General features: G+C 58.6%; 18 protein-coding genes. 11 read left to right on the top strand and 7 right to left on the bottom strand.

Annotated elements, in window-relative coordinates:
- Positions 1 to 164 precede the first annotated feature (164 nt).
- Entirely contained in the window at positions 165 to 944 is a 780-nt protein-coding gene (locus tag AB4O16_RS21025; protein ID WP_160387076.1) for an N-acetylmuramoyl-L-alanine amidase, read from the top strand.
- Between the two features lie 51 nt (positions 945 to 995).
- Here AB4O16_RS21025 and AB4O16_RS21020 read toward each other — a convergent pair whose 3' ends face one another.
- From AB4O16_RS21020 to AB4O16_RS21005, 4 genes are all read right to left on the bottom strand, one after another.
- A complete protein-coding gene (locus AB4O16_RS21020; protein ID WP_460155707.1) occupies positions 996 to 1907 on the bottom strand; it encodes an SDR family oxidoreductase in 912 nt (303 codons plus the stop codon).
- Positions 1908 to 2101: 194 nt separating this feature from the next.
- On the bottom strand, positions 2102 to 3004 hold the full coding sequence (locus AB4O16_RS21015) for an alpha/beta fold hydrolase (protein WP_160387074.1): 903 nt from the start codon (positions 3002 to 3004) through the stop codon (positions 2102 to 2104).
- Positions 3004 to 3786 (bottom strand): class II aldolase/adducin family protein, encoded by a 783-nt coding sequence (locus tag AB4O16_RS21010; RefSeq protein ID WP_150718054.1) that lies wholly within the window; start codon positions 3784 to 3786, stop codon positions 3004 to 3006. The genes AB4O16_RS21015 and AB4O16_RS21010 overlap by 1 nt, the downstream gene beginning before the upstream one ends.
- A gap of 226 nt (positions 3787 to 4012) precedes the next feature.
- Positions 4013 to 4468 carry a flavodoxin gene (locus AB4O16_RS21005; protein ID WP_160387073.1) on the bottom strand — a complete coding sequence of 152 codons (456 nt, stop codon included), beginning with the start codon at positions 4466 to 4468 and terminating at the stop codon, positions 4013 to 4015.
- A gap of 102 nt (positions 4469 to 4570) precedes the next feature.
- On the opposite strand from AB4O16_RS21005, the gene AB4O16_RS21000 reads away from it, so the two are divergent.
- Both AB4O16_RS21000 and AB4O16_RS20995 read left to right on the top strand, forming a co-directional pair.
- Positions 4571 to 5029 carry a PAS domain S-box protein gene (locus tag AB4O16_RS21000; protein ID WP_160387072.1) on the top strand — a complete coding sequence of 153 codons (459 nt, stop codon included), beginning with the start codon at positions 4571 to 4573 and terminating at the stop codon, positions 5027 to 5029.
- Positions 5030 to 5101: 72 nt separating this feature from the next.
- Positions 5102 to 5707, top strand: a complete 606-nt coding sequence (locus AB4O16_RS20995) for a hypothetical protein (protein ID WP_150718051.1) — start codon at positions 5102 to 5104, stop codon at positions 5705 to 5707.
- Positions 5708 to 5710: 3 nt separating this feature from the next.
- On the opposite strand, the gene AB4O16_RS20990 is transcribed toward AB4O16_RS20995, so the two are convergent.
- Entirely contained in the window at positions 5711 to 6670 is a 960-nt protein-coding gene (locus AB4O16_RS20990; protein WP_160387071.1) for a MerR family transcriptional regulator, read from the bottom strand.
- 221 nt (positions 6671 to 6891) lie between these two features.
- Here AB4O16_RS20990 and AB4O16_RS20985 point away from each other — a divergent pair, with 221 nt between their 5' ends.
- The 7 genes from AB4O16_RS20985 (at position 6892) to AB4O16_RS20955 (ending at position 11420) form a co-directional block, all read left to right on the top strand.
- Positions 6892 to 7461 carry an antibiotic biosynthesis monooxygenase gene (locus AB4O16_RS20985; protein ID WP_160387070.1) on the top strand — a complete coding sequence of 190 codons (570 nt, stop codon included), beginning with the start codon at positions 6892 to 6894 and terminating at the stop codon, positions 7459 to 7461.
- 84 nt (positions 7462 to 7545) lie between these two features.
- Positions 7546 to 8256, top strand: a complete 711-nt coding sequence (folM, locus tag AB4O16_RS20980) for a dihydromonapterin reductase (RefSeq protein ID WP_160387069.1) — start codon at positions 7546 to 7548, stop codon at positions 8254 to 8256.
- 20 nt (positions 8257 to 8276) lie between these two features.
- Positions 8277 to 8852, top strand: coding sequence for a GTP cyclohydrolase I FolE (folE, locus tag AB4O16_RS20975; protein WP_160387068.1), 576 nt, complete (start codon positions 8277 to 8279; stop codon positions 8850 to 8852).
- Positions 8853 to 8854: 2 nt separating this feature from the next.
- Positions 8855 to 9226: a dihydroneopterin triphosphate 2'-epimerase gene (folX, locus tag AB4O16_RS20970; RefSeq protein WP_007970304.1), complete on the top strand. Its 372-nt coding sequence runs from the start codon at positions 8855 to 8857 to the stop codon at positions 9224 to 9226.
- Positions 9227 to 9316: 90 nt separating this feature from the next.
- Positions 9317 to 9613, top strand: a complete 297-nt coding sequence (locus AB4O16_RS20965; protein ID WP_095129425.1) for a DUF1244 domain-containing protein — start codon at positions 9317 to 9319, stop codon at positions 9611 to 9613.
- On the top strand, positions 9606 to 9944 hold the full coding sequence (locus AB4O16_RS20960) for a HopJ type III effector protein (RefSeq protein ID WP_460155706.1): 339 nt from the start codon (positions 9606 to 9608) through the stop codon (positions 9942 to 9944). The genes AB4O16_RS20965 and AB4O16_RS20960 overlap by 8 nt, the downstream gene beginning before the upstream one ends.
- A 225-nt stretch (positions 9945 to 10169) precedes the next feature.
- Positions 10170 to 11420 (top strand): 2-aminoadipate transaminase, encoded by a 1251-nt coding sequence (locus tag AB4O16_RS20955; protein WP_160387066.1) that lies wholly within the window; start codon positions 10170 to 10172, stop codon positions 11418 to 11420.
- Between the two features lie 166 nt (positions 11421 to 11586).
- Here the strand turns inward: AB4O16_RS20955 and trxB are convergent, their stop codons facing one another.
- Positions 11587 to 12543 carry a thioredoxin-disulfide reductase gene (gene trxB / locus AB4O16_RS20950; protein WP_160387065.1) on the bottom strand — a complete coding sequence of 319 codons (957 nt, stop codon included), beginning with the start codon at positions 12541 to 12543 and terminating at the stop codon, positions 11587 to 11589.
- Between the two features lie 314 nt (positions 12544 to 12857).
- Between trxB and cysZ the strand changes: the two genes are divergently transcribed.
- On the top strand, positions 12858 to 13613 hold the full coding sequence (cysZ, locus tag AB4O16_RS20945) for a sulfate transporter CysZ (protein WP_160387064.1): 756 nt from the start codon (positions 12858 to 12860) through the stop codon (positions 13611 to 13613).
- A 100-nt stretch (positions 13614 to 13713) separates the two neighbouring features.
- Here the strand turns inward: cysZ and AB4O16_RS20940 are convergent, their stop codons facing one another.
- The gene (locus AB4O16_RS20940) at positions 13714 to 14304 is read right to left on the bottom strand and encodes a hypothetical protein (RefSeq protein WP_160387063.1); all 591 of its coding nucleotides are present in this window, start codon (positions 14302 to 14304) and stop codon (positions 13714 to 13716) included.
- Positions 14305 to 14601 lie beyond the last annotated feature (297 nt).

Genomic DNA, 14601 nt, shown 5'->3' with positions numbered 1-14601 from the left:
AATCAAATCGTAACTACATATTCAACATGTCCATCTTGTCAGGAACACCTATACACGTTTTCACCAGCACCAAAAATACTCGAGCGACTTAAGATCCAGTTTCCAGCAGCCTTTCACTTTTGCATTGGCCGCTGATTCCTATCTTATCCATTACGAGTATTGATATGAAACCCATTATCCATGATAAGTATCGCTCAACTGCAGGATTCAACAGCCGTGTACGTTTTCTGGTTATGCACTACACCGCTGCCGACTTTGCCCGCTCCGTCGAGTTATTGACCGGCCCGCGGGTCAGTTCTCACTATTTGATTCCAGACATTACCGACCCGAGTTATCTGAAAGCCGGTTACAAGGAGCAGGAAGTATTCAACCTGGTAGATGAAAACGCTCGCGCCTGGCATGCAGGCGTTAGCCAGTGGGGCAGTCGCTCGTCGCTGAATGACACTTCCCTTGGCATTGAAATCGTCAACCTTGCAACGGACAATAATGGTGAGTTCTTTTTTCCGCCTTATCATCCCGAGCAGATTGCGGCGATTGAAGAACTGGCTCGGAATATTCTGGCACGTTATCCAGACATCACCCCCACTAATGTTGTTGGTCATTCCGATATCTCGATCGGCAACAAAAGCGATCCCGGCCCGGCGTTTCCCTGGCATGCACTTTATTTGAAGGGCGTTGGCGCCTGGTTTGATGAGTCGACCCGCGACAAGTATCTGAAGCAATACGAAGTGTCCGGAATTCCGGCGCAGTGCGAATTATTGAGGCTGTTTAAACGTTATGGCTACGATACATCCAACGCCTCAAACAAGGCTGGATTCAAAGCCCTTGTCCGCGCGTTTCAATTGCACTTTCGCCAGGACAATTATGATGGGGCGATAGACGCGCAGACCGCCGCAAACCTGGCTGCGTTGGTGCATAAGTACTTCCCTGAATCACCTATGTGATCCGACATTGAAAAACCGGCAAGGGCACATTGCGTGCCCTTGTCAGTGCGGTTAAATCGCATACCTCTGCAAATTCCCCATCATTTCCTTCAGCGCCTCGATGTTGTCCTTCGGATGCGCCGCGCCTTGGAAGTCGCAAATCTGCTGCCAGTGCGCCGCCACGTCTTCCGGGGAAAAACCCGCCCGTGGATCGAACCCGACGCCGAGGCTGCGCTCCCAGCGGACCTTGCCCATCCAGCCGCCGCCGACTTCAAACAGGCCGGAGGTTTCCTGGCAGCTCTCGCTGGCCAGGTACACCACCAGCGGGCTGACCAGTTCGGGCTTGAGCTGTTCAAAGACTTGCGGCGGGATCAGGCCTTCGGTCATGCGCGTGCCGCCGGTGGGGGCGATGGCGTTGACCAGGATGTTGTTCTTGCGGCCTTCGATGGCCAGGGTGCGGGTCAGGCCATAGAGTCCCAGCTTGGCCATGCCGTAGTTGGACTGGCCGAAATTGCCATAGATGCCCGAGGTCGACGCGGTGAAAATCACCCGGCCGTAGTTTTGCTCGCGCATGTGCGGCCAGGCGGCGCGGGTGACTTTGTAGGCGCCTTCGACATGGACGCGGTAAACCAGGTCCCAGTCGGCGTCTTCCATTTTGTGGAAGGTTTTGTCGCGCAGGATACCGGCATTGTTGACCACCACGTCGACGCGACCGAACACGTCCAGGGCGTGCTGGACCAGCTTGTCACCGTCCGTGACCGAGTCGTGGTTGGCCTCGGCGATGCCGCCGGCCTCGCGGATTTCCGCTACCACGCGGGCGGCGGCCGAAGCGTTGGCACCTTCGCCCTGGGTCGAGCCGCCGAGATCGTTGACCAGCACCCTGGCGCCCTGTTTGGCGAACAGCAGCGCATGCGCCCGTCCCAGGCCGCCTCCGGCACCGGTGATGATCACGACTTTATCTTCGAAGCGAACAGGCTCGTTCATGGGGGGACTCCAGCAGGCCAAGGGACAATGAGCCCGAGTTTCAGGCACGGCGCAGCGGGTCACAATGAACACGGGGGAGGCTGAATGGTGCGCGATAAGGCTGGGGGATGATTGACCGCGAAATTGACACAAACCTGGGGTGAGGGGGCTTGCCCCCTCACCACAAAAAAAGCCCCGCAGGTTCACGCGGTGCGTCAGGAATACGCCACCTTGCGCGGTGGCAAGAGCAGTTGATCGCGAAACGCCAGGTAGTGCTTGAGCACCTCGCCGGGGGCCTCGATCTGCGGGTAATGACCAATGTCGGGCAACACCACCGCGTCCGCGTCCGGGATCAGTTCGCGGTATCGCTCGACCATGTGCAGGCCGGAGATTGGATCGACCCCGCCATCGATCACCCGCAGCGGCACTTCACCGCGTTGCATCGCGCGCACCCAACGATTGCGCCAGACACGTCGCTCGGGGATGTAGGCGATCAATCTATGCATGATACGTGGCCCGCGTTGGCTTTCGACCAGGCTCCAGAAATCATCCATCTGGCTTTCGCTGGGGCGGGTTTGCGGACCGAATATCTGCCGAAAGCTTCTCACCAGACCATCGCGGCTGAAGGCCCGGCCAATCATCCAGCCCAGAGGGCTGAGCAAGAGTTTTTGCATCAGTACCGGACGATGGGTTTCCGGAAACAAGCCGCCGTTGAGAAACACGCAACTGGCCAACTCCACCCGCGACTCGTAATGCCGGGCCAGCAGTTCCTGGGCCACGCTGTCGCCGTAATCGTGAGCGAACAGGTGCACCGGTTGCCGGACGTTCAGGTGTTCAAGCAGAGCCTCTTGCAGATCCGCTTGCTCCAGCAGGCTGTATTCGTGATTCGCCGGTTTGGCCGAATCGCCGAAGCCCAGCATGTCGCAAGCAATCACGCGAAAGCGCTGGGACAATGGCTGCCACAGGTAATGCCAGTCCCAACTGGCGGACGGAAACCCGTGAATGAGCAACAACGGCTCACCCTGCCCCGCTGTCCAGTAACGGATGCTGTGGCCACGGAATACGAAGGTCTGGCTGCGTTTGCGCCAGACACACAGAGGGATCTCGGCGAGTTCCATTAGAGTTTATAACCCGGGTCCAGTTTATCGAGTTTGCGCAGCAGCGCCGGCCACGCCAGCGCTCCGCCCATTCCTTGAGCACTTCTGGTGACACCCGCGATCATGGCTTTGGCGCCGGCCAGGATCTGCGGTTCGATGGCGATCAGTTCGGCTGCACCGTTTTGCGCCATGACCTGAATGTCGCAGGCACGCTGAAAGGTGAACATCATCAGGAACGTATCGGCGATGGTGCTGCCGCAAGTCAGCAGGCCGTGGTTATGCAGCATCAGGAAATTGTTTTCACCGAGGTCGGCCTGCAGCCGCACTTTCTCTTCATGGTTGAGCGCCACACCTTCATAGGCGTGGTAGGCCAGGCTGGAAAGCACGAACAACGACTGTTGGCTGATCGGCAGGACGCCCTGTTTCTGAGCCGACACCGCTACCCCCGAAGCCGTGTGGGTGTGCAGCACGCAGACGACATCGTGACGGACCTCATGCACGGCGCTGTGGATGGTGTAGCCCGCCGGATTGATCTCGTAAGGACTGTCCATCAGCTTGTTGCCGGCCTGATCCACCTTGACCAGGCTCGACGCGGTAATTTCGTGAAACATCAACCCGAACGGGTTGATCAGGAAGTCTTCGGTGCCGGGCACCTTGGCGGAGATGTGGGTAAAAATCAGATCATCCCAACCGTGTTGAGCAACCAGGCGATAACAGGCGGCCAGGTCGACACGGGTCTGCCACTCGGCAGCACTGACCTGGTCTTTGACGCTGTGTGGCGATTGGACGGGAGCGACAGTCACGGCAAGGAGCCTCGGTGTTTTTTATTATGGAGTGTTTCCTATGACTACCGAGTCTAGTCAGCCGTTGAGGTTCGTGTAGTTGCATTGGCAGCCAGCTTGATGGCCCAGCGAGTCAGCCGCCCTGCTGCCCGGGATCCATGTCAAATGACCGGCGCCAGCGCAGCTCTGGCAGGCAGGTTTTGCTGCACTGCCAGCGCATTGACCGGCATTGGTATCGGGTTATCTGTCACGCGCGCAAAGCGCTGACCAGATCTGCCAGCCAAGGCTCGGCATCCGTCTCCGGGGTCACGCTTTCGCTGGCGTCCAGGCGCAGCATTGGCAGTACTTCGCGAATGCCCAGCTCACCGAACAATTCGCGCATCTGCTCGCCGCCGCCACAAAAGGTGTCGCCATAACTCGCATCGCCCAACCCGATCACTGCACCTGGCAAACCGCGCCAGGCCGCTGGCAATTGGTCACGAATGGTCGAGTACAGTGGTTGCAGGTTGTCCGGCAGCTCGCCCATGCCGGTGGTGGAGGTCACTGCCAGAAAAGCTTCGGGGCCAAACGCCTGGATATCGGCGAGGGTCGCACGCGGGTTGTGCGAGGTTTCGAAACCGGCGGCTTGCAACAGGCTGGCGGCGTGGCGGGCAACTTCTTCGGCCGTGCCGTACACCGAGCCGGAAATGATGGCGACTTTCATCAATCTGATCCTGAATCCGAGTAAAAAAACCGGATATTAACAGCACGGTCGTGATTGTTCTTTTAGAATGCAATCGAATATCAATCAGGAAAGGATACTCCGGTGATTAATGCACAATTGCTGCAAATGGTGATCAATGCCTCCAACGACGGTATCGTGATTGCCGAGAAGGAAGGCGATCAGGACAAGATCCTCATCTACGTCAACCCCGCGTTCGAACGCCTGACGGGCTATTCCAGCGAAGAAATTCTCTATCAGGATTGTCGTTTCCTGCAGTCAGGCGACCGCGACCAGGAAGCCCTGCCGTTGATTCGCGACGCCCTGAACCGTGAAGGCTCCTGCCGGGAAATACTGCGCAACTACCGCAAGGACGGCACTCCGTTCTGGAACGAGCTGTCCCTTTCCACGGTGAAAAATCCGGCGGACGGGCAAACCTATTTTGTCGGCGTGCAGAAAGACGTCACCGTGCAGGTCAAGGCGCAACAGCGTGTGGCTCAACTGGAGGGGCAACTGGCTGAACTCCAGGCCGAGCTTGCCGCGCTCAAGGCGACGAACGGCTAAAACAAAATTCAGAATTAATTGTCAGTAACTACAATCACCAATGACTTTGTAATTATTTCTTTCGAGTTGGCCATGCAGCGCGACGCACTCCTGACCCAGGATGAGCTGGATTTCATCCAGACCATGCAACACAACCCGCAACTCAATGTGCGGGATGCGACGTCGAGCCTGATGGTCAATGGTGGGTCGCAAATCCGTGACCTGCTCACCCGCCTGGCGGCCCATGAGCAGGTCACCATTCAAGCCAGCTTCGAAAACCAGCAAATGACCTTCCCCCTGCACCTGGTGGAAGACGAGTTCCATGCGCTGCATTTGCGCCTCGGCGTGCCGAGCATCTATGAGGACGGGCCGATGGTCCGGCCGTGGCGTCTGGTACTGGACGAACCGGTAGCGTTGGAAAACGCCCAGGGTCAGCCCGGCACCTTGTGGGTACACGAAGTGTCGTGCAAAGGGGTTTTGCTGGAAGTTCGCAACAAGACCAAGCCGCCGAAGCATTTTGCCTTGTGGTTCAGCCCCTCAGGTTATGAGCGGATTGCCCTGCGTGGCACTTTCGAGAAAGAAAACGAGCAAGGCTTCTACGCCTATCAACTGAGCCAGAGCGATACGGACGAAACCGAGCGTCTGCGCCAGTTCATCCTGCAGCAGCATCGTTTGACTCATCCAACGCTGCATCTCTGAACCTCAAGTATCCAGATTCCCCGCCAGGAACTGTTTCAGACGCTGGCCCATCACCTCGCCCTCATTGCCCAGGCAACCGATCGATGAACCGGTCAGGCTCTCCTGTGCCAGGTCAGAAGCATCGCCGGCCAACAGCAATTGGCACTCCAGCCCCATGGCCAGGCGATTCAGGCGCCGAGGCAAATCGGCAGCCGGCACATGATTGGAAAACAGCACCAGCGCCTGGGGCTTGATTCTTTCACACGTCAGCGCCAGCTCCTCGAATGGCTGGCCCATGTGCAGCACTCGAACGGTCATTGACCCGCAACTCAGGAACAGGGCGGCGACCAGCAGTTCCAGCTCCCGGCAGTGACCGACCAGGGCACAGATGACCACGCAACGCGGCTGTTTTTCGCGCATCAACAACAGGCGCTGCGCCACCCGGGCACGCAGAAAACCATCCAGGAACAGCCACTCGCTGGTTCCGCCGAACTGGTCCTGGCGTTGCAACAACTGCTTCCACACGGGAATCAGAATGTCCTGAAACACCACCGTCAGGGCGTAGCTGGAAAAGATTTGCCCGTAGACCTGTTCCAGCCGAAGGTCGTCAAACCCGTTGACCGCAGCAAGTACCTGATGCTGCCACTGCGCGTAATCGGCTGTTACGAGATTGTTGGGGATGAAATGCGACAACGCCTTGAACGGCTCGGCCCTGGCCAGGATCTTGCCGATCTTGCTGACGGCTACACCGCGCTCGATCCAGCCGAGGATGCTGCGCACCCGCTCGATATCGGTCAGCGAATACAGGCGATGCCCGCTTTCAGTGCGCGTTGGAACAATCAGGCCATGGCGTCGCTCCCAGGCACGCAGCGTGACCGGGTTGACACCTGTCAGGCGCGCCACCTCGCGAATGGGAAAGAGTTCTTCCTGTTCGAGTGATGCAGCCTGCGCGGAATCTGAAGCAGCGTCAGTAAGTACGGGCATCCTGATGTAACATCCTTGTATCGTCCGAGACACATTCTACTCGCCCAGCCCGTAAAAATTCCGTAAAAAAACATGCCGCGAATGAGCTAAAACCGTCGCAGACGCGATTGACTGAATCAGGAATAATCCTTGCTTGTTACAAGACACGGCCCACCACCCCGGCGCCTGTGCCTGGCGAAGCTCTTATCCGGAGCGACGCAAATGCCTTATGGAGATACACAATGTCTACCCCACCCGTCACGCTGATGGTTGCGCGCCGCGTTGCCAATGGACGTTATCAGGACCTGATCGCCTGGCTGCGCGAAGGCGAACAACTGGCCACCGACTTTCCCGGCTACCTCGGCTCCGGCGTGCTTGCTCCGCCGCCCGATGATGACGAATTCCAGATTATCTTCCGCTTCGCCGATGAACAGACCCTGCACGCCTGGGAGCATTCCGCCTCGCGCAGTGCCTGGCTCGGACGTGGCAGCGAGCTGTTCGCCCACCCGACGGAGCACCGGGTCAGCGGCATAGAAGGCTGGTTCGGCGTCGCCGGCCAACGCCCGCCGCGCTGGAAACAGGCCGTGGCGATCTGGCTGGCGTTCTTTCCGGTCTCGCTGCTGTTCAACTTTGTACTGGGTCCGCTGCTGAGCGAGATGACGCTATTGCCTCGCGTACTCATCAGCACCCTGTGCCTGACGCCGTTGATGGTGTATTGGTTTATCCCGCTGTCGACCCGTCTGCTGGCCAACTGGCTGAACAGCACGCCCGTGCGCCGCTTGCCCGTCGAGCCCTCGACCCAAAACCACTGATCACCTTCTGTGGATGTTGCCTGCAATAGATAGAGCGCTCCCGTCGCTGGTATAGTTTTGCTCTTACCGCGACGCGAGCCGTTCATGACTTCTTCCGCAGCCCCTGTCCTCATTACCGGCGCCGGCCAGCGCGTCGGCCTGCACTGCGCCCGGCGACTGCTGGAAGATGGCCATCGGGTGATTTTCAGCTACCGCAGCGAGCGACCCGGCGTACAAGCCCTGCGCGACCTGGGGGCCACCGCGGTGTTCGCGGACTTCTCCAGTGAAACCGGGATTCTCGCCTTCATCAGCGAACTGAAAACCCACACCGACTGTTTGCGCGCGATTGTCCACAACGCCTCCGAATGGCTGGCCGAAACACCGGACACCGATGCCGCAGCGTTCACCCGAATGTTCAACGTGCACATGCTGGCGCCTTACCTGATCAACCTGCATTGCGCCGACCTGCTGCAACGCTCGAGCCCCGCCGACATCGTGCACATCAGCGATGACGTGACGCGCAAGGGCAGCAGCAAGCACATCGGCTATTGCGCCAGCAAGGCCGGGCTCGACAGCCTGACCCTGTCCTTCGCCGCCAGGTACGCGCCGGCCATCAAGGTCAACGGGATCGCGCCGGCCCTGCTACTGTTCAACCCTGAAGACGACGCGGCCTACCGCGCCAGGGCGCTGGCCAAGTCCGCGCTGGGCATCGAACCCGGCTGCGAAGTGATCTACCAGAGCCTGCGTTATCTGCTCGACAACCCTTACGTCACCGGCACCACCCTGACCGTCAACGGCGGAAGGCACATCAAATAAGTGTCCCGCGAGGATTTTCCATGACGTTATCGCTGCCCCAGAACGCCCTATCCCAGAGCTACCGTGAGATCCTCATCGGTCTCGGTGAAAACCCCGACCGCGAGGGTTTGCTCGATACGCCCAAGCGCGCAGCCAAAGCCATGCAGTACCTTTGCCATGGGTACGAGCAAAGTATCGAGCAGATCGTCAACGGCGCGCTGTTCGCCTCCGACAACGATGAAATGGTGATCGTCGACAACATCGAGTTGTACTCGCTGTGCGAACACCACATGCTGCCCTTCATCGGCAAGGCGCATGTGGCTTATATTCCAACCGGCAAGGTGCTGGGCCTGTCGAAGATTGCGCGGCTGGTGGACATGTTCGCCCGCCGCCTGCAAATCCAGGAAAACCTCACCCGGCAAATCGCCGACGCCGTGCAACAGGTGACCGGCGCGGCAGGCGTCGCAGTGGTCATCGAAGCGCAGCACATGTGCATGATGATGCGCGGCGTCGAAAAACAGAATTCGACCATGAACACCTCGGTGATGCTCGGCGCCTTCCGCGAGTCGAGCAATACCCGCCAGGAGTTCCTGCAATTGATTGGACGGAGCAAGTAGCAATGCCACAACTTCAGCCAGGCATGGCACGCATCCGGGTCAAGGACCTGTGCCTGCGTACCTTCATCGGCATCAACGAGGATGAAATCCTCAACAAACAGGATGTGCTGATCAACCTGACCATTCTGTACGCCGCCCAGGAAGCGGTCCGGGACAACGACATCGATCACGCGTTGAACTACCGGACCATCACCAAGGCGATCATCGCCCATGTGGAAGGCAACCGCTTTGCGCTGCTCGAACGCCTGACCCAGGAAATTCTCGACCTGGTGATGGCCAACGCATCGGTGCTCTACGCCGAGGTCGAGGTCGACAAGCCCCATGCGCTGCGATTCGCCGAGTCGGTATCGATTACGCTTGCAGCGAGCCGCTAGCTTCAAGCCACAGGCGCCAGGCTGTAAACTTGTAGCCACCGCCATCCATCTTGCAGCTTGCAGCTTGCAGCTGTCTCGCAGAGACCTCCCATGAACGATCAACAACGCCTGGAACTCGAAGCCGCCGCCTTTCGCCGGCTGGTGGCCCACCTGGACAGCCGCAAGGATGTGCAGAACATCGACCTGATGAACCTCTCGGGCTTCTGCCGCAACTGCCTGTCCAAGTGGTACAAGGCGGCTGCCGACGAGCGCCAGATCGAGGTCAGCCTCGACGACGCCCGCGAAGTGGTTTACGGCATGCCGTACGCCGAATGGAAAGCCCAATATCAGCAAGAAGCCAACGCCGAACAACAGGCGGCGTTCGCCAAAGGAAAACCCAATGAGTGATCTGAACACCCTGCGCGCCAGCCTCAAGACCGGCGAACACGCCTTCGCCGACACCCTGGCGTTCATTGCCGCCGGTTACGACTACCAGCCTCAGGCCTTCAACAACGGTGGAGTGGAAAACGCGGCCGGGCAGAACGAAGGCTCGTGCAAGACCCTGGGCCTGGCACTGCTCGAAGGCTTGAGTGATGAAGAAGCACTGCTGGCTTTTGGCGAGCATTACCGTTCGGTTGTTGCCACACCTGAAGGCAGCGATCACGGCAATATCCGTGCATTGATGGCCCATGGCCTGGCTGGCGTGAAATTCACCCAACAGCCACTGACCCGCCGCTGATTCAAATTGTAGGAGCGAGCCTGCTCGCGATGAACCTGAGAGCGCTGCGGGGCATCAGGCACCCAGTGTTATCGTTCACGACCATCGCGAGCAGGCTCGCTCCTACAGATGGTCAACAGCACAACCCGACTTTTAAGATTGACCCCGCCACTTTATTTCGTTTGCCGGGTACCGCTGCTCACGGCTTAGATAAAAGAAGTCCTCCTTCTTTCGAGCCGGTCATCCATGCGCAGCGAAACCATCAGCCAGTCGATCAACATCGTTCACCCTGTCACGCTCAGCCACGGCAAGAACGCCGAGGTCTGGGACACCGATGGCAAACGCTACATCGACTTTGTCGGCGGCATCGGCGTGTTGAACCTCGGCCATTGCCATCCGCGCATCGTCGAAGCCATTCGCGAGCAGGCCACCCGGCTGACCCACTATGCGTTCAACGCAGCCCCCCATACCCCCTACATCGATTTGATGGACCGCCTCAGCGCGTTCATCCCGGTCGATTATCCGGTCAGCGGCATGCTCACCAACAGCGGCGCGGAAGCCGCCGAGAACGCCCTGAAGATCGTCCGTGGCGCCACCGGCCGTACCGCCGTCATTGCCTTCGATGGCGCTTTCCACGGCCGCACCCTCGCCACCCTGAACCTCAACGGCAAGGTCGCGCCCTACAAACAAAAAGTCGGCGTGCTGCCGGGGCCGGTGTATCACCTTCCCTACCCCAGCCCGGACAACGGCGTGACCTGCGCCGAAGCCCTGAAGGCCATGCAGCGTTTGTTCAGCGTCGAGATCGATGTCGAGGACGTGGCCTGCTTCATCGTCGAACCCGTGCAGGGCGAAGCGGGTTTCCTGGCCATGGATGTGGAGTTCGCCCAGGCACTGCGCAAGTTCTGCGACGACAAGGGCATTGTGCTGATCGCCGATGAAATCCAGTCCGGTTTCGGCCGTACCGGCCAGCGCTTCGCGTTCTCGCGATTGGGCATCGAGCCCGACCTGGTCCTGCTCGGCAAAAGCATTGCCGGCGGCGTGCCGCTGGGTGCGGTGGTCGGGCGCAAAGCGCTGCTGGATAACCTGCCCAAGGGCGGACTCGGTGGCACCTACTCCGGCAATCCCATCGCCTGCGCAGCGGCACTGGCAACCCTGGACGAAATGACCGATGCCAACCTACAAGCGTGGGGCACGCAGCAGGAAGAGGCGATTGTTGGCCGCCATGCAACCTGGCGTGCGAGCAAACTGACACCTTACCTGGGTCGCCTGACTGGTGTCGGTGCCATGCGCGGTATCGAGTTGATCAATGTCGATGGCTCACCCGGATCGACACAATTGACCCAACTGCTGACCCTGGCGCGGGATGCGGGTCTGCTGCTGATGCCCAGTGGTAAATCGCGGAACATCATTCGCCTGCTGGCGCCGTTGACCATCGAAGCGGCGGTGCTGGAGGAAGGGTTGGATATCCTTGAGGCGTGCCTCGCCAAACTGACCTGAAACCTGATCCTGTAGGAGCCGGCTTGCTGGCGATTGCGGTGTGTCAGGCAACGCCGATGTTGATTGATACGCCGCCATCGCCGGCAAGCCGGCTCCTACAGGTCTGTTTTGTGTTGCCCATGAAAAAACCGGCCGAAGCCGGTTTTTCATTTCAACGAAAGCAGAATCAAGCGTTCTGCAGATCGTCGAGGTAGCGCTCGGCATCCAGTGCCGCCATGCAACCGGCGCCGGCCGAGGTGATGGCCTGACGGTACACGTGGTCAGCCACGTCACCGGCGGCGAAGATGCCTTCGAGGCTAGTGGCAGTAGCGTTGCCGTCACGGCCGCCTTGCACCACCAGGTAACCGTCTTTCAGGGTCAGCTGGCCTTCGAACAGCGAAGTGTTCGGGGTGTGGCCGATGGCGATGAACACGCCGTCGACTTTCACTTCGTCGAAGCTGCCGTCGTTGTTCTTCAGGCGGGCACCGGTCACGCCCATGTTGTCGCCCAGGACTTCGTCCAGGGTTGCGTTCAGCTTCAGCTCGATCTTGCCTTCGGCAACACGGGCGTTGAGCTTGTCGATCAGGATCTTCTCGGCGCGGAAGGTTTCGCGACGGTGGATCAGCGTGACTTTGCTGGCGATGTTGGCCAGGTACAGGGCTTCTTCGACAGCGGTGTTGCCGCCGCCGACCACAGCCACTGGCTTGTTGCGATAGAAGAAACCGTCGCAAGTCGCGCAGGCCGAAACGCCTTTGCCCATGAAGGTTTCTTCGGACGGCAGGCCCAGGTAACGAGCGCTGGCGCCGGTGGCAATGATCAGGGCGTCGCAGGTGTAGGTCGCGCTGTCGCCGGTCAGGGTGTACGGCTTGGCAGCGAAGTCCACGGCATTGATGTGATCGAAAACGATCTCGGTTTCGAAGCGCTCGGCGTGCTCGCGCATCCGCTCCATCAGCGCCGGGCCGGTCAGGCCGTGGACGTCGCCCGGCCAGTTGTCGACTTCGGTGGTGGTGGTCAGTTGACCGCCGGCCTGCATGCCGGTGATCAGCAGCGGCTTGAGGTTGGCACGGGCGGCATAGACCGCGGCGCTGTAACCGGCAGGGCCGGAACCGAGAATAATCACTCGCGAATGACGGACTTCAGACATGACCTGCTCCTGTTGACCGGCCCGGAACACCTGGCGCGGAACGCCGGATTGCCGGCTGGAATAAAAAAGAACGGTTGCAAGCGCTTGGGGAAGGCTTGAACCCGACCGTCCTGTAAAAGATTGGGTGCAGCGTATCGAGGGGGCGAAGATTAAGGAAATACGGATTAACAATCCAGCTCATAGGTGGTCTCTATGCCATCTGAGCGACGATATCGACGTCTTTGTTACAGTGAATGTCGATACCACTGCCGCGCTTTCGCACGTGAAGCAAAGCCGGTAAGGTCGGCGCGATTTCCCTCTGTCCGGAGCCTCTTATGCCCGCCCCTGTCCTGTCCGGCCCGCAATACCTGCGCGAAGGCCTCAAGCTGGTGCTGAGCCCCAGCCTGCGTTTGTTCGTCCTGTTGCCGCTGGCCATCAACCTGGTGCTGTTCGTCGGATTGATCTACCTGGCCGGCCATCAATTCAGCCTGTGGGTCGACACCTTGATGCCGTCCCTGCCCGACTGGCTGAGTTTTCTCAACTACCTCCTCTGGCCGCTGTTCGTGGTGCTCGTCGTGCTGATGGTGTTCTTCACCTTCACCATGCTCGCCAACGTCATTGCCGCGCCGTTCAATGGCTTTCTCGCGGAGAAAGTGGAAGTGGTGGTGCGCGGCACCGATGACTTCCCGGCCTTCAGCTGGGGTGAACTGATTGCCATGATCCCGCGCACCCTGGCCCGGGAAATGCGCAAGCTCGGCTACTTCCTGCCCCGTGCGATCGGGCTGTTCATCCTCTCGTTCATCCCGGTGGTGAACATCATCGCCGCGCCGCTGTGGCTGCTGTTCGGGGTGTGGATGATGGCGATCCAGTACATCGACTACCCGGCGGACAACCACAAGCTGGGCTGGAACGAAATGCTCGCCTGGCTGCGGCAGAAGCGCTGGCAGAGCATGAGTTTTGGCGGCAGCGTGTACCTGGTGCTGCTGATCCCTGTGGTCAACATCCTGATGATGCCAGCGGCCGTGGCCGGCGCGACGCTGTTCTGGGTGCGTGAACGCGACACCCAAGTGCTGACAACGCCTGCAAAGTAAAAAACGCCCGATAAAAAAACTGCGGCAAGAGTATTTCTCTTGCCGCAGGCCTTACAACTGACTCACAGCGGTTAGTTGAATCAGTTCCTGGTGGGGTATTTCACTGTACGACGAACTCAATTTGACCGCCCGATTCAGAAAGCTTGCCATTCAGGATTTGTCTTACCTTGACATGTTTGACACCTTTATCCCAAACACGGCTGTACCTCCAAGTCGCTCCATCAGAGTCTATGATAGCTTTACCTAAAACACTAAAGTCATGATTCAGCACTTCAACCGCTTCTGCTCCGTAGCTACAGGTGCCCTCGATGACAATCTGACCTGCTGGTAAGCGACTTGCGTCTTTTGGGTAAGTAATACCTGGAGTAGGTAGACTGACAAAAAAGAACCGCGGCTCGGTTGGGGAGGAAGATAGACCCGCGAGACGCTGCCGTGCCTTCACAACTTTCGCACCGTCGTCCCAGTTGCGACTGAAATACCAAGTCTTCCCGTTCACTGTGGCAGAACCCAGCCTGGTGTCGTCATAATTAAGCATGTCAACGGTTGCCCCCGGCAAACACTCCCCTTCAATAAACACTCGCCCCAAAGAGTGACGAGTTCCATCTAAAGGATAGGTGATCGTCGGAACGGGAATACCGAGCTCGGCAACATTACTTGAATCCTGATTAACTTTCGATTGCTCTTTCATCATTAAAACTCCTTTTATCCGGCACAATTGCCTGTAATGCAGAGCTATCTTTACGTTAATTGATAGAAAAGACACCTATAACAAGTGACAGGTCCGGCAAGCGATCGCCTTCCCCAGCACACCATTCAAACACTTACTTCCACCAACAAATAACAATGAACGACACAACCTTACAAACCTGTTACCCCATACCTGTTAATTCTTACCGTATACGTTTCTGCGCATAAAACATCCAATACGTACAGCGACTCCCCAAACTTGAACCCAATCAATTGTCAGGGATGAGTCAAAACTTCAACG

This window comes from Pseudomonas sp. S2_H10, assembly GCF_054668285.1.
This window is presented reverse-complemented; position numbering and strand designations above follow the sequence as displayed.

Excerpts from the sequence above, each read along its gene's own strand:
- AB4O16_RS21025 (WP_160387076.1), top strand. The coding sequence starts at position 165 with ATGAAACCCATTATCCATGATAAGTATCGCTCAACTGCAGGATTCAAC.
- AB4O16_RS21020 (WP_460155707.1), bottom strand. The coding sequence starts at position 1,907 with ATGAACGAGCCTGTTCGCTTCGAAGATAAAGTCGTGATCATCACCGGT.
- AB4O16_RS21015 (WP_160387074.1), bottom strand. The coding sequence starts at position 3,004 with ATGGAACTCGCCGAGATCCCTCTGTGTGTCTGGCGCAAACGCAGCCAG.
- AB4O16_RS21005 (WP_160387073.1), bottom strand. The coding sequence starts at position 4,468 with ATGAAAGTCGCCATCATTTCCGGCTCGGTGTACGGCACGGCCGAAGAA.
- AB4O16_RS20995 (WP_150718051.1), top strand. The coding sequence starts at position 5,102 with ATGCAGCGCGACGCACTCCTGACCCAGGATGAGCTGGATTTCATCCAG.
- AB4O16_RS20990 (WP_160387071.1), bottom strand. The coding sequence starts at position 6,670 with ATGCCCGTACTTACTGACGCTGCTTCAGATTCCGCGCAGGCTGCATCA.
- AB4O16_RS20985 (WP_160387070.1), top strand. The coding sequence starts at position 6,892 with ATGTCTACCCCACCCGTCACGCTGATGGTTGCGCGCCGCGTTGCCAAT.
- folM (WP_160387069.1), top strand. The coding sequence starts at position 7,546 with ATGACTTCTTCCGCAGCCCCTGTCCTCATTACCGGCGCCGGCCAGCGC.
- folE (WP_160387068.1), top strand. The coding sequence starts at position 8,277 with ATGACGTTATCGCTGCCCCAGAACGCCCTATCCCAGAGCTACCGTGAG.
- folX (WP_007970304.1), top strand. The coding sequence starts at position 8,855 with ATGCCACAACTTCAGCCAGGCATGGCACGCATCCGGGTCAAGGACCTG.
- AB4O16_RS20965 (WP_095129425.1), top strand. The coding sequence starts at position 9,317 with ATGAACGATCAACAACGCCTGGAACTCGAAGCCGCCGCCTTTCGCCGG.
- AB4O16_RS20960 (WP_460155706.1), top strand. The coding sequence starts at position 9,606 with ATGAGTGATCTGAACACCCTGCGCGCCAGCCTCAAGACCGGCGAACAC.
- AB4O16_RS20955 (WP_160387066.1), top strand. The coding sequence starts at position 10,170 with ATGCGCAGCGAAACCATCAGCCAGTCGATCAACATCGTTCACCCTGTC.
- trxB (WP_160387065.1), bottom strand. The coding sequence starts at position 12,543 with ATGTCTGAAGTCCGTCATTCGCGAGTGATTATTCTCGGTTCCGGCCCT.
- cysZ (WP_160387064.1), top strand. The coding sequence starts at position 12,858 with ATGCCCGCCCCTGTCCTGTCCGGCCCGCAATACCTGCGCGAAGGCCTC.
- AB4O16_RS20940 (WP_160387063.1), bottom strand. The coding sequence starts at position 14,304 with ATGATGAAAGAGCAATCGAAAGTTAATCAGGATTCAAGTAATGTTGCC.